Raw genomic sequence first — 13,409 nt, forward strand, 5'->3', positions numbered from 1 at the left:
GTCCGTTACCAGCCAGTCTGGTTCGGCTCGGTGGTGGCGGAGTTTCACCAACCGCGTTGCCGCCATTCGGGCAACTGCGGACGCTCCACACCGAGGGTGGTGTCGTCGCCGTGACCCGGATACACCGCGGCCTCGTCCGGATACCGGGCGAACAGCTTGGACTCGACATCACCGAGTAGCGAGTCGAACTGCTCCGGCGACTGGGTTCGGCCCACGCCGCCCGGGAACAGCGAATCACCGGTGAACAGGTGGATGCCGCCCGCGCCGTCGGTCAGCGCCAGCGCGACCGAGCCGGGGGTGTGCCCGCTCAGGTGGATCGCCTCGAGTTCGAGCTCGCCGACCCGGACCTTGTCACCGTCGGCCAGCAGCCGGGCCGGGACGACCGGCAGCGGCTCGGCGTCCAGCGCGTGCGCCGCGGTCGGAATCTCGGTGGCCGACACCACATCCGGTAGCGCGATCCAGTGGTCGCGGTGCTGATGGGTGGTGACGATGAGTTCCACCCGGCCCGGCGCCTCCTGACCGATGAGCTCGAGGATGCGGTCCGCCTCGTTGGCGGCGTCGATCAGCAGGGTCGCACCGGTGGTGGTGCACTGCACCAGGTAGGTGTTGTTGTCCATGCCGCCGACCGACATCTTCACGATGCGCGCGCCCTGAACCTCACGCTGCTGCGGATTGGAGCCGGGCGAGACGTGGCCCGTGTAGGGCGAATCGATCGTGATCACGACATCGATCGTAGTCAAGGCTTCCGACACAGTGTGCAGAAGAAACCGACCCTTCGCGTTCCACAGTTAGATTCGACGTATGCGGCCACCGAAGCAGCTGTCCATTCTCGTGACCGGCTTGCTCCTGGCCTTGGCCCTGGTCGGCGGCACTGCCGCGCCGGCCGCGGCCGAGGCGCCCCTGCGGCTGCCCGGTTACGTCACCGACAACGCCGGGGCGCTCGACCGCGGGCAGACCGCCGAGCTGCAGCAGGCCATCGACGCGCTGTACGCCAGCGACCACGAACGGCTGTGGGTGGTCTACGTGCGCGACTTCAGCGGGATGGACTCGCACGCGTGGGGCGAGCAGACCGCGCAACTGTCCGGCTTCGGGGATCGGGACGTGCTGCTGTCGGTGGCCGTCGACGATCGCGCCTACGCGTTCACCGGGACCCTGCCCAAGTCCGTCAGTGACAAGGAACTCGATCGGCTGCTCACCAACCAGGTCGAGCCGAAGCTGCGCGACGGGAACTGGGCCGGAGCCGGACTGGCCACCGCCACCGGGCTGTCGGACGCCATGAGCGGATCCGGCGGCATCGGCCTGTTCCCGGTACTGCTCCTGGCACTCGTGGTGGCGCTGATCGTGCTGGGTGTGTGGCTGTGGTCACGGCGGCGCAAGACGCGGCGGGAACGCTCGATCATGGACTCCGCGCGCAAGACCGACCCGACCGATACCCGGGCGCTGGAAGCCCTGCCCTTGGTCGTGCTCGACGCGCTGTCCAAGGAGACCCTGGTCGACACCGACAATGCGATCCGGACCAGCACCGAGGAATTGCGGCTGGCCACCGACGAATTCGGGGCCACCGCCACCGCGCCCTTCACCGCCGCCCTCGACGGCGCGAAACGGGCACTGGCCAAGGCGTTCTCGATTCGCCAGCAGCTCGACGACGACATTCCCGAAACCCCCGATCAGCAGCAGCGCATGCTGATCGACCTGGTCAGCAGCTGCGGCAGCGCCAATCGGGACCTCGACGCCAAGGTCGGCGAATTCGACGCCATGCGCAATCTGCTCATCAATGCCGGGGAGCGGCTGGACGCGCTGACCCGCGATCTGGTGGAACTCACCGCGCGCGTGCCCGGCTCGCAGACCACCCTCGCCGCCCTGGTGGCCGCGCATCCGGCATCGGTGCTCGCGCCGATCCACGACAACGTGAGCATGGCGAGCGAGCGAATCGGATTCGCGGAGAAGACGATCGCGGACGGGCGCGCCGCCGCCGCCAAACCCGTCGGGCAGCAGGGCGCGGCGGTCGCCGACATTCGCGCCGCCGAGTCGGCCGTGGACGCCGCCCGCACGCTGCTGGACGCGGTCGACACCGCCGCCACCGATATCGAGCAGGCGCGCGCCGGACTGCCGGCCATGATCGAGGAACTGCGCCGGGATCTGGCCACCGCCGCAGGACTGTCGGAGCACGGTGGCACCGATCTGCCCGCCGCGACGGCCGCCGCCCGCACCGCCCTCGATCAGGCCACCGCCGACGGGGCCACCAATCCGCTCGGGATCTTCCGGCAGGCCGTTGCCGCCGACACCGCATTGGATCAGGCGATCGCCGCGGCCGGTGATCGCAAGCGGGCGGCCGATGACCTGCGTCGCCGCCTCGACCAGACGCTGACCGCGGCCCGCAGCCAGGTCAACGCCGCGGCCGACTACATCAGCACCCGCCGCGGCGGAGTCGACGCCGAACCACGGACCCGCCTCGCCGAGGCACAGCGCAATCTGGCGCAGGCCGATCAGCTCGCCGCCGCGAATCCCGAGCAGGCTCTCCAATCCGCCCAGCTGGCCGTCGAACTCGGCGCCCGCGCCCTGCACACCGCGCAGGCCGCGGTTCAGGAATGGCAGGCCCAGCAGCAGCAACGCGTGACGCCCCGCGGCTCCCAGACCGGGGCCATCCTCGGCGGCATCCTCATCGACGGCATGCTGCGCGGCATGGGTAACGAATACCGCCGCGGCGGTGGTGGTTTCGGCGGCGGCGGTGGGAGCGGCGGCTACGGCCCCGGCTCCTTCGGCGGCTCCGACGGCTCCCGGCGGATCAGCCGAGGCGGCCGCTTCTGAGACGTACCGCGGAGGCAGTGGGTTCGGCTCACAGGAGGCGAGCCGAACCCGGCGCACTCACCAACCGGAGCCGGTACCACCCGAACCCGTGTTGGCCACGATGGTGCCGATGACCATCTGCGCGAGCCCCGCGATCAGGCTGAGAATTCCCATGGTGTCCTCCGACTTCGTCCGCACCGACTGTCCGGTGTAGCCGTGAACCTAACCCAGCAAACTTGAGAAAGTGGCTCATTTCAGAACATTTCCCGCAATTGGCCGCCCATGGTCATGATTCAGCTAATCCCCCGAGGGGCTAGAGCCAGCCGAGACGCTCGGCGGCTCGAACGGCTTCGGCGCGCGTGCGAGTGCCCGTTTTGCCGATGGCGGAGGACAAATGGTTGCGGACCGTGCCCTCGGACAGGTGCAGCAGCTTGGCGATCGCGCCCGCCGTCGCGCCGTCGGCGGCCGCGGCGAGGACCTCGCGTTCCCGGGCGGTGAGGGGTGAGGTTCCGGCGGTGAGGGTTTCGGTGGCCAGGGCCGGATCGACGACGCGCAGGCCCATGTGGACGCGGCGGACGGCGTCGGCCAGTTCGCGGGCGGGGGTGTCCTTGACGACGAACCCGGAGGCGCCGGCGTCGATGGCGCGGCGCAGGTAGCCCGGGCGGCCGAAGGTGGTGACCATGAGGATGCGGACGCCGGGGTGAGCGGCGTGCAACAGGGCGGCGGCCGAGATGCCGTCCAGGCCGGGCATTTCCACATCCAGCAGCGCCACGTCGGGGGCGGTGCGCTCGACGGCGGCCAGCACCTCGTCACCGCGACCGACCTCGGCGACGACATCCAGGTCGGGTTCCAGGCTCAGCAGGGCCGCGAGAGCGCCGCGCACCAGGGCCTGGTCGTCGGCGAGCAGCAGTTTGATCATTCCGACTCCTCGATCGTCTCCGGAAAGCTTGCCAGCACCCGGAATCCGCCCTCCGGGCGCGCGCCGAGAGTGAGTTCGCCACCGGTGGCCCGGACCCGTTCGCGCAGTCCGGACAGACCGGATCCGGTGCGGGCCGAGTCGCGCGGGCCCACACCGTCATCGGCGATCTCGATGCTGTTCGGGGTCACCCGCACCCAGCAGTGCGCCGCGCCGCTGTGCCGCACCACATTGGTGACGGCCTCGCGCAGCACCCAGCCGAACACGACGCTGTGCCGCGACGGCAGGTCGCCGGGATCCGGTAGCACACCCTCGATCTCGGCGGCGTTCAGCGCGGTGCGGGCATTGGTCAGCTCGCCCGCGAGCGAAACCGCCCGCAGCCCACCGACGGTCGAGCGCACCCCGGCCAGCGCCTCGCGCGCCAGCTGCTCCACATCCGCCATCTCCGTCTTCGCGCGCTCGGGAGCGACGTCGATGAGCCGTTGCGCCAGTTCGGTTTTCACGGTGATGACGGTCAGCGAGTGGCCGAGGATGTCGTGCACGTCGCGCCCGACCCGCAGCCTCTCCTCGGCCACGGCCAGTTCGGCGAGCTGCTGGCGGGCGATGTGCAGTTCGTGATTGCGTTGCAGGATCACCCGGATCCCGCCGACCGCGAAGGCCGCCAACACGATCGACTGCATCAGCGAGTACGCGGGCGGCTGCCCGGTGAGCAGTTGCGGCAGCACCGCGAACACGATCAGCAACGCCAGTTCGAGCGGGACCGCCCGCCGCACCGGCAGCGTGAACGCGATGTAGGAGGCCATGTAGACGCCCAACCCGAGCATCTGCGAGTGCAGGGTGACCGCCGCGGCCGCGATCAGCGCCGCCTGCACGGCCAGCGACCCGGCCACCACCAGCCAGGGCGGCCGCGGCGGCCAGCCCTGGTCGGACGGGCCGCGCACCAGCAGCCAATACGACGCGACATAGACGATGCCGAACGCGACGATCACCGCGATCGTGTACGCGCGGGCCACCGAACTCTCGAGCTGCCAGCCCTGCCGCAGCGGATCGAACAGGTACACCGCCCACACGGCCGCGAGCAGCGTCCCGAACCGTCGCCGCCGCCGAATACCCGCTTCCTCCGCGTCCACACCGCCGGACGCTACCCGAGCCCACAGCCGCGGGCTCCGGTCGGCGATCGGTGTCACGGGAACGTTCATGCGTCCACCGTCACGCACGCGGGCCCGCCGCGCCTCCCCCGTCCGTCATCGGTCGCCCATGACAGATGTCACGGGCGAGGCGACGATCAGGCGGTGACGGTGACGCTGTGCAGACCGCCCGGGCCGATCGGGAACGGCGGGCGCTCTCCGGCGTCCTGGACTTCGCCCGAGCGGCTGATGGCGCGGGCCTGAATGATGTGGGTGCCCGGCGGCACGTCGACGATGGTGCGCCAGCGCCGCCAGGCGGCGGGGGCCAGCTCGGAGCCGAGTTCGACCGGGAGCCAGTCGGTTTCGCCGATGCGGATCTCCACTCCCGAGATTCCGTGCGGCGGGGCCCAGGCCACGCCCGCCACGGTGAACTTGCCGGAGCCGGAGCCGGAGGCCACGTCGATGCGGGCTTGCGGGCGCACCCACAGCGGTTCGGGAGGCCAGCCGCGTTTCCACCAGTAGTCGACGTGGCTGTCATCGGTGAGCTCGAGTTCGCCGACCCATTTCGCACCCGAGTACTGGCCGTAGATGCCGGGCACGAAAACCCGTGCGGGGAAGCCGTGTTCGGGCGGCAGCGGTTCGCCGTTCATGCCGATGACCAGGTAGCCGGGCCATTCGCCGGTGCGCAGCGGTTCCAGCGGCAGCGAGATGGTGTAGCCGTCGACGGCCCGGGTGACCAGCCGGGTCGCACCGGATTCGGGGACGGCGTGTTCGAGCAGGGCGGTCAGCGGCACACCGAGCCAGCGGGCGTTGGCGCAGCGGCCGGAGCCGACGGTGTTGTGCACGCACACCATGACGGCGTCGAATTCCACCGCCTGCTCGGCCAGATCGGCCAGCGACAACCGCAGATTGTGGGCGACGCGACCGCCGATGGACAGCCGCCAGCCGGCGGGGTCGATGCGGGGCGGTCGCGAATTCACATCCGCCACATAGAATTTGCTCGCGGGAGTGATCAATGACGTCAGGCCCGGTTCGCTGCCGATGCCGTCCTCGGGGACCGGGACGTGCGCGCCCATCGGCCCGACCTTGCGCGCCCGCTCCCGGTGCGACCGATCCGCGCGGCGCACCAGGGTTTCGGCGGCCGCGAACATGCCGGTTCCCGCTGCCGCCCACAGCAATCCGTGTCCGGTGGGCTTGCGCAGTCCCGCCCGCAGCACGGCCGCGGCGGCCACCGCGCCGAGCGCACCCGGCACCGAACGGTCGGCGCTGCGCAGGGCGGCGGCCGCCGTCGCGGCCCCGAACACGGCGGCCGCGGGCGTGCGCAGCCGCGGCGGGAGCAGCGCCGTGCCGACGGCCGCGCCCACACCCCACAACGCGACACCGAACCGGGTCATCTCCTTGTCGTGTTCCCCGGCCTGCGCCACCATCGTCTCGACCACCTGCACGGGCGCGTAATCCGCGGCCAGCCGCCCGATCCCGTCGAGCATGGACCCGCCCCGCGCCGCGGCGAGCAGCTCGCCCGCGCCGACCGCGCCCACCCCCACCGCGACCGCGTGCAGCAGCCCCTTCTTACGCGCCGACGCCTGCTCGTTCATCGACACTTCTTCGAACCTTCCGTAGCCGAGCGGGTTTCCGGGCCCATTGTTCCCCAGTCGGCGCGCTCACGGTCAGGATCAGCGGCTCACATACGCGGCGACCACCTCACCGCCGAACGGGCGGCCGAACTGCTGGAGTCGGCCGGAATCAGTTTCACCGCAACTGGGCCTCCGACAGCGGAACCCCCGGATCCAGCTGCTGGGCGTAGAACATCCCGAGCTGCGCCGGGGAAAGCGGAAAGGTGTGCTCCGGAACGCGTGCCATCAAGCAGTGCCTAACTGCCGGTCGAGCAGGATTCGCCGGCCGGTCGCACCCGGTAGGCGGGTAGGCGGGACGCGGCCCGAGAGGTCAAGCGCCCCACCATGACCGAACGCACGTGCGCGGGCAGCGTCGGCGCGAACTTGCGCACATAGGCGTCCGCCCACTCCGGCTTCTCGACCAGGAACGGGAAATCGGTTGTCATCATGGGGCGCACCACCAGCATCGGCAGCGGCGCATCCAGCGGCCGGAGCTCCTTGTTCCACAGACCCGGTTGATCACACCCCGGATAGAACTGTCCGAGCATGAATCCGTGGCTCACGAAAATGGTCTTGAATTCGTCGTGAATTTCATCGATCAGCGAATAGTCAGTCATATTCGGGAATATCGTGATCAATGCGCGCAACACCGAACCGGAACTACCGTTCGCGGTGGGCAGTCCGGGATACAGCTCCAGCGCGTCGCGGATGATCGCGCGCACCCACTCGGGCTGCGGGTCGGCGGCCGGCACCTGCGCCAGCCACAGCAGATCCCGCCGGATCGACGGCAGCACGTACGGACAGACCGGCCCGTCACGACCCATTTCGTCCTTGGGTCGGGTCAGATGGGAATCCGCCCAGGACCGGAAGGCCGCCACCGTGGATAGGGCGGCGGGACAGGTCGATCCGGCGTCCCTCAGGGGGACCCACTGCAGCCCCGAGCGGGGGCCGATAACACGCTCGCTCATGACTCACCTCGGCTGATCGAGCTTCGGCAGGAGAAGGCGCCGTTGCCCACGTACGTTTAAATAGTTCGCCGGTGATGGGCCGTTAACACGAGTAGTCGGGTACCCAATTTCAGTTCGTCACTCCGAATTTCGGGGTGACAAAAAAGAAAAGACCGGTCAGCCATTGACCGGTCTTTCCGAGAAACTATCTTCAGGCGCCGATGAGGCGCGCGGCCAAGTAGCCCTCTACCTGATCGAGAGCCACCCGCTCCTGAGCCATCGAGTCCCGCTCACGCACGGTGACCGCGTGGTCCTCGAGCGTGTCGAAGTCGACCGTGATGCAGAACGGGGTGCCGATCTCGTCCTGGCGGCGGTAGCGGCGGCCGATCGCGCCGGCGTCGTCGAAGTCCACGTTCCAGTTCCGGCGCAGCTGCGCGGCCAGATCCTTGGCCTTCGGCGACAGATCGGCGTTGCGCGACAACGGAAGTACGGCCGCCTTGACCGGCGAGAGCCGCGGATCCAGGCGCAGCGTGGTGCGATCCTCCACGCCGCCCTTGGCGGTCGGCACCTGCTCGACGTGATAGGCGTCGACCAGGAACGCCATCAGCGAACGGGTCAGACCGGCCGCCGGCTCGATCACGAACGGCGTGTAGCGCTCACCGGTCTGCTGATCGAAGTAGACCAGATCCTTGCCCGAGTGCTCCGAATGCGTCTTCAGGTCGAAGTCGGTGCGGTTGGCGACACCCTCGAGCTCGCCCCACTCGCTGCCGGCGAAGCGGAAGCGGTACTCGATGTCCACCGTGCGGGTGGAGTAGTGGGACAGCTTCTCCTTCGGGTGCTCGTAGAGCCGCAGGTTCTCCGGGTCGATGCCGAGGTCGGTGTACCAGGCCATGCGGGTGTCGATCCAGTACTGGTGCCACTGCTCGTCCTCGCCCGGCTTGACGAAGAACTCCATCTCCATCTGCTCGAACTCGCGGGTGCGGAAGATGAAGTTGCCCGGGGTGATCTCGTTGCGGAACGACTTGCCGATCTGCGCGATGCCGAACGGCGGCTTCTTGCGCGCGGTGGTGGCGACATTGTCGTAGTTGACGAAGATGCCCTGCGCGGTCTCCGGACGCAGGTAGTGCATGCCCTCTTCGGACTCGACCGGGCCCAGGTAGGTCTTCAGCATCATGTTGAAGTCCTTGGGCTCGGTCCACTTGCCCACGGTGCCGCAGTCGGGGCACACGATGAGCTCCATGGACACCGAGTCCGGGTCGTCGAGCTTGTTCTTCTCGGCGTACGCCTCCTGCAGGTGGTCCTGCCGGTGCCGCTTGTGGCAGTTGAGGCATTCCACCAGCGGGTCGTTGAACACCGCGACGTGACCCGAGGCCACCCACACCTGACGCGGCAGGATGATCGACGAGTCCAGACCGACCACGTCGTCGCGGCTGGTCACCATGGACCGCCACCACTGCCGCTTGATGTTCTCCTTGAGCTCCACGCCCAGCGGACCGTAATCCCAGGCCGACCTCGTTCCGCCGTAGATCTCACCGCTCGGGTACACGAGACCCCGACGCTTGGCGAGATTGGCGACGGTGTCCACCTTCGACTTGGGTGCCACTGAACAGTTCTCCATCCGTGTCCGGAAGATTGCAAAGGATTAGGTCCAGACTATCTGCACACCGCCAGCCCTTTTACACCGATGCCCGCGCCCCGGCCCCGCCTTCGCGCCCCGCCGCCCCCGCGGCGCGGCGCGGCGCGAGATCGTCAGAGTGTCGCGTTTGACATGCGCACCCGTGCATATAAGAATGGCATCGGTTTCCAATAAGGAGTTGGTTCGATGACCACGGACAGCGGCGCGCCCCTGCGGCGCTCGCACGTCGCGACCGAGGCTCCGGCCGCGATTCCCCACGACGAGTATCCGTACCGGTCGCCACAGCCGCCGGTGGTGCCGTCACGCACCATTCTGGACTCCGCCGGGGAACTGCTGCGCGCCCTAGCGGCCCCCGTACGCATCGCCATCGTGCTGCAACTACGGGAGTCGCCGCGCTGCGTGCACGAACTCGTCGATACGCTCGGGGTGACCCAGCCGCTGATCAGCCAGCACCTGCGGATCCTCAAATCCGCCGGAGTGGTGCGTGGTGAGCGCACCGGCCGCGAGGTCATCTACGAGCTGGTCGACGAGCATCTCGCGCACATCGTCATCGACGCGGTCGCGCACGCCGAGGAAGGGTGACCCGTGGGAACAACCGAGAAGACCGTCGGGGTCCGCAGCACCCGCCAGCGCAGCGCCATCGCCGCGCTGCTGGCCGACATCGACGAATTCCGTTCCGCGCAGGAACTACACGACGAACTCCGCAAACGCGGTGAGGGCATCGGACTGACCACCGTGTACCGCACCCTGCAGTCCCTCGCCGACGCCGGCATGGTCGACGTGCTGCGCACCGACACCGGCGAATCGGTGTACCGGCAGTGCTCGAGCGGACACCACCATCACCTGGTCTGCCGCCGCTGCGGCCGGACCGTCGAAGTGGAGGGACCGACCGTGGAGGCCTGGGCCGACACCATCGCCACCGAGCACGGATTCACCGATATCAGCCACACCATGGAAATTTTCGGCACCTGTCGCGAATGCAGCGCCGCCGCGGGCTGACCTGCCGGAATCCTGTTCGGCCCTGGCAAATTCGCAACCGAACGGACAAGGCTGACATGCCATTGTCAGCTTGTTGAGAACGGATATTCGTTTTAGTTTTGGCGCATGCCCAGAGTCAGCGCGGATCACCTGGAACGCCGTAGACAGCAGATTCTCGACGCCGCTCAGACCTGTTTCGCCCGCAAAGGCCTGCACGCCACCACCATGCAGGACGTCTTCGCCGAATCCGGGCTCTCCGCCGGAGCGGTCTACCGCTACTTCAAATCCAAGAACGACATCATCGAGGCGCTGGCCACCGAGGCCCCCGCCGACCTGCGCGCCACCCTCACCGAGGCCGTCTACAGCGACCCCCTGCCCACCCCGCCCGAACTGATCCGCCTGATCAGCGCCGACGTCGTCAAGCTCAGCGCGCCCGGCGGGCCCGTCCGCGTCATCCCCCAGGCCTGGGCGCTGGCCCTCACCGACGCCAATATCGCCGACTACGTCCGCACCAACATCCTCGGCTTCCGCCGCCTCTGGTTCGACTACGCCAACCGCATGCGCGACGCGGGCTGGCTGTCCCCCGACGCCGACACCGACGCCGTGGCCAAGATCCTCCTGGGGCTCCTACCCGGGTTCATCCTGCAGCATCTGATCCTCGGCGACGCCGACCCGGACACCTTCGCACGCGGCATCACCGACATCCTCCCCGGCTACCGCAGCGCCGCCGGGGAACCCGAAACCGCCCGAGCCTGAACCGATCCCGGACGCGCGACCGTCAGGGCAGCAGGCCCTGACGGGCCCGGCCCGCGCCGGAGAGCGTCAACAGCAGCATGGTGGCGAGCGGCTCGTCCTCCAGACCCGCGGCCGGGAACGTGAAGCGCAGGATGACATCGGCGAGCTTGTCGCGCGACACCACGGTCAGCGTGCCGAACTGAAGCGCGGCATTGCGTTCGGCGACCCGCTTGTGCAACTGCGGCTTCACCGGGCGATCCCAGGCCAGAATGCACATGAGCGCCAGCACATCCAGGCCCGGCGACAGATTGACGCCGCGCAGCGAGCACAGCGCGCCCTCGTATTCGAAGCCGAGACCGCCCTCCTCCTCCCGGACGTCCACGCCGTAGCGCAGCAGCAGGGCGCGGGCGCGCTCCTGCAATTCCTCTGCGGGAGTGAGTTGATCGGTCACTTCACACCTCCGAAACGGCGGTCACGCTTGGCGTACTCCAGGCAGGCGGCCCAGAGGTTGCGGCGATCGAAATCGGGGAAAAGCGTTTCCTGGAAAACGAATTCGGCGTACGCGGCCTGCCAGATCAGGAAGTTGGAGCTGCGCAGCTCACCCGAGGGCCGCAGGAACAGGTCCACATCCGGCATATCGGGTTCGTCCAGGTACTGGGCCACCGTCGCCTCGGTGACCTTCTCCGGATCCAGTTCACCCGCCGCCACCCGGCGCGCGATTTCGCGTGCGGCATCGGCGATCTCGGCGCGGCCACCATAGTTGACGCACATGGTGAGGGTCATCACCGTATTGTCCTTGGTGAGCTCCTGCGCGACTTCCAATTCCTTGATCACGCTGCGCCACAGGCGCGGTCGCCGCCCGGCCCACCGCACCCGCACACCCATCTCGTGCATCTCGTCGCGGCGGCGGCGGATCACATCGCGGTTGAAGCCCATCAGGAACCGGACCTCGTCCGGGCTACGCCGCCAGTTCTCGGTGGAGAACGCGTACGCCGACAGCCACTTCACACCCATCTCGATGCAGCCCTCGACGGTGTCCATGAGCACCGCCTCGCCGCGCTCGTGCCCCGCGGTGCGCGGCAGCCCGCGCTCCTGCGCCCAGCGGCCGTTCCCGTCCATCACCAGCGCCACGTGCCTGGGCACGAACTCCGCCGGAATCGCCGGCGGCACCGCCCCCGACGGATGCGGCGACGGCGGCCGCACAACACGCTGCTCAGTCGATGACTTCCGGTTACCGATCACGCCCACCATCCTGCCCGACGCCGCACAGCGCCGAACGCCGCCCACACGATTGGCACGAGACCTCCACATTCGGTCCACAGGACGGCCCGCGGCGGCGAGGAAACCGGCATTTCCCCGCCGCGCGCTCGGCCGGTCAGTTCGGGAGGGCGTCGAGGTAGGCGCGGTAGGTGCCGAAGGGCAGTACCGCGTCGTAGACGAGCTCGCCGTTCGGGGCGAATTCCGAGATGCGGGGCGTCATGCCCCAGCTGACGAGGGTGTTGCCGTTGGGGAGGGCCTCGGCGTTGCCCATGGCCATGGTCACCAGCCCTTCGGGATGTTCCTGATTGCGCACCAGGGTGGCGTGCCGGGCGGCCTCGTCGATACGGATCCACTCCACACTCGACTTGCCGCGCGATTCCGGGCCGTCGGAGTTGTTGTTGAACAGGCGCAGCGTCGAGGCATCGGTGAATTCGGCGTCGTGCTGGAAGGCGAATCGCACCTCCGGGTCGGCGGTCAGCGTGGGGTGCTTGCCGCCGAGCTGCCAGCGGATCGCGCCGGTGGCGGGGTCGATGTCGTAGACGGCCGCCGTATTGCGCAGCGACACCACCAGATTCCCCGCCGGATCGAGGCTGATCGAATTGGCGTGGTACGGGTCGTAGACGTCGCCGGTGAGCTTGCCGGAGGTCTCCGATTCGCTCAGCGGCACGTGTTCGGCCGCGCTCCACCGGAACAGCTGCCTGCCCGAGGCCACGTCGATCACGAGCGCCACGGTGTCGAACATCTTCCCGTCCGCCGGGCCGCCGATCGCGGTGAGATCCGCGTCGACCTGCGGATACGAGGTGACCAGCGCATGCCCGTCCGGTGTCAGCCGGAACTCGTGCACATCCGCGCCGGCCCCACCCGGATCCACGGTCGCCAACACCTGAAAGTTCTCATCCGCGATGATCCCCACCCCCGACCCGTGCCCCGCCACCGTGCTCCCCTGCCACCAGGTCAGCACCTTGCGCCCCTGATACACCTGCGTCCGGAAGTTCGAGACATCCTGCCCCGCAGGCGGCTCGTACCGCCGAATCTCCTTCCCGGCCCGATCCGCGATCACATTCGCGGGCCGCCCGCCCGGCAGCGCCCCCGCGACAGTCCCCAACCCCGGCACCAGCGCCGCCGCACTCACCCCGGTCGTGTAGTAGATGAACCCGTCCCCCACCCCGCCCTTCTCGACCTTCACCGTGTACGCGAGCCCGCCGAACGGCAAGCCCGGCAGCACCGGCTCGGCGGCGGCGAAGGCGGTCGCCGAAGCGGCCAGGACGGACACCGCGGCCAGCGTCACCGGCAGGCGGCGCAGCGCCGCCCCCGAGGATTGACGACTCATCGAAACGGTCACGCGCTGAACTTTAGGCTCACTGACGTTCCGGGTCGCTGTATCGAATCTCACTGATCCGGAACGGTATT

13 protein-coding genes are annotated in these 13,409 nt (G+C 68.8%); 4 read left to right on the forward strand and 9 right to left on the reverse strand.

What is annotated here, in order from left to right; translation table 11 throughout:
• Positions 1 to 44 precede the first annotated feature (44 nt).
• Entirely contained in the window at positions 45 to 722 is a 678-nt protein-coding gene (locus ACYVKL_RS11695) for an MBL fold metallo-hydrolase (protein ID WP_379162030.1), read from the reverse strand.
• Positions 723 to 801: 79 nt separating this feature from the next.
• Here ACYVKL_RS11695 and ACYVKL_RS11700 point away from each other — a divergent pair, with 79 nt between their 5' ends.
• Positions 802 to 2,808 carry a TPM domain-containing protein gene (locus ACYVKL_RS11700; RefSeq protein WP_379162033.1) on the forward strand — a complete coding sequence of 669 codons (2,007 nt, stop codon included), beginning with the start codon at positions 802 to 804 and terminating at the stop codon, positions 2,806 to 2,808.
• Between the two features lie 292 nt (positions 2,809 to 3,100).
• On the opposite strand, the gene ACYVKL_RS11705 is transcribed toward ACYVKL_RS11700, so the two are convergent.
• The 5 genes from ACYVKL_RS11705 to ACYVKL_RS11725 all read right to left on the reverse strand — a co-directional run bounded on the left by ACYVKL_RS11705 (position 3,101) and on the right by ACYVKL_RS11725 (position 8,993).
• Positions 3,101 to 3,706, reverse strand: a complete 606-nt coding sequence (locus ACYVKL_RS11705; RefSeq protein ID WP_379162036.1) for a response regulator transcription factor — start codon at positions 3,704 to 3,706, stop codon at positions 3,101 to 3,103.
• The gene (locus ACYVKL_RS11710; protein ID WP_379162039.1) at positions 3,703 to 4,902 is read right to left on the reverse strand and encodes a sensor histidine kinase; all 1,200 of its coding nucleotides are present in this window, start codon (positions 4,900 to 4,902) and stop codon (positions 3,703 to 3,705) included. Before ACYVKL_RS11710 ends, ACYVKL_RS11705 begins: the two co-directional genes overlap by 4 nt.
• Before the next feature lie 86 nt (positions 4,903 to 4,988).
• Positions 4,989 to 6,425 carry a molybdopterin-dependent oxidoreductase gene (locus ACYVKL_RS11715; protein WP_379162042.1) on the reverse strand — a complete coding sequence of 479 codons (1,437 nt, stop codon included), beginning with the start codon at positions 6,423 to 6,425 and terminating at the stop codon, positions 4,989 to 4,991.
• Between the two features lie 275 nt (positions 6,426 to 6,700).
• A complete protein-coding gene (locus ACYVKL_RS11720) occupies positions 6,701 to 7,411 on the reverse strand; it encodes a DUF6875 domain-containing protein (RefSeq protein ID WP_379162045.1) in 711 nt (236 codons plus the stop codon).
• Positions 7,412 to 7,601: 190 nt separating this feature from the next.
• The gene (locus ACYVKL_RS11725; RefSeq protein WP_213560110.1) at positions 7,602 to 8,993 is read right to left on the reverse strand and encodes a glycine--tRNA ligase; all 1,392 of its coding nucleotides are present in this window, start codon (positions 8,991 to 8,993) and stop codon (positions 7,602 to 7,604) included.
• A 219-nt stretch (positions 8,994 to 9,212) separates the two neighbouring features.
• Here ACYVKL_RS11725 and ACYVKL_RS11730 point away from each other — a divergent pair, with 219 nt between their 5' ends.
• From ACYVKL_RS11730 to ACYVKL_RS11740, 3 genes are all read left to right on the forward strand, one after another.
• Positions 9,213 to 9,608: an ArsR/SmtB family transcription factor gene (locus ACYVKL_RS11730; protein ID WP_213560109.1), complete on the forward strand. Its 396-nt coding sequence runs from the start codon at positions 9,213 to 9,215 to the stop codon at positions 9,606 to 9,608.
• A gap of 3 nt (positions 9,609 to 9,611) precedes the next feature.
• Complete coding sequence (locus ACYVKL_RS11735; RefSeq protein WP_213560108.1) at positions 9,612 to 10,025, forward strand: Fur family transcriptional regulator; 414 nt, start codon at positions 9,612 to 9,614, stop codon at positions 10,023 to 10,025.
• A 105-nt stretch (positions 10,026 to 10,130) separates the two neighbouring features.
• Positions 10,131 to 10,760 carry a TetR/AcrR family transcriptional regulator gene (locus ACYVKL_RS11740; RefSeq protein ID WP_379162049.1) on the forward strand — a complete coding sequence of 210 codons (630 nt, stop codon included), beginning with the start codon at positions 10,131 to 10,133 and terminating at the stop codon, positions 10,758 to 10,760.
• A 22-nt stretch (positions 10,761 to 10,782) separates the two neighbouring features.
• Here the strand turns inward: ACYVKL_RS11740 and ACYVKL_RS11745 are convergent, their stop codons facing one another.
• The 3 genes from ACYVKL_RS11745 to ACYVKL_RS11755 all read right to left on the reverse strand — a co-directional run bounded on the left by ACYVKL_RS11745 (position 10,783) and on the right by ACYVKL_RS11755 (position 13,341).
• Positions 10,783 to 11,190, reverse strand: a complete 408-nt coding sequence (locus tag ACYVKL_RS11745) for a hypothetical protein (RefSeq protein ID WP_213560106.1) — start codon at positions 11,188 to 11,190, stop codon at positions 10,783 to 10,785.
• Positions 11,187 to 11,990, reverse strand: a complete 804-nt coding sequence (locus tag ACYVKL_RS11750) for an isoprenyl transferase (RefSeq protein WP_213560105.1) — start codon at positions 11,988 to 11,990, stop codon at positions 11,187 to 11,189. Before ACYVKL_RS11750 ends, ACYVKL_RS11745 begins: the two co-directional genes overlap by 4 nt.
• Before the next feature lie 124 nt (positions 11,991 to 12,114).
• Positions 12,115 to 13,341: an arylsulfotransferase family protein gene (locus ACYVKL_RS11755; RefSeq protein WP_379162052.1), complete on the reverse strand. Its 1,227-nt coding sequence runs from the start codon at positions 13,339 to 13,341 to the stop codon at positions 12,115 to 12,117.
• Between the last annotated feature and the right edge of the window lie 68 nt (positions 13,342 to 13,409).

The organism is Nocardia tengchongensis (assembly GCF_054781395.1).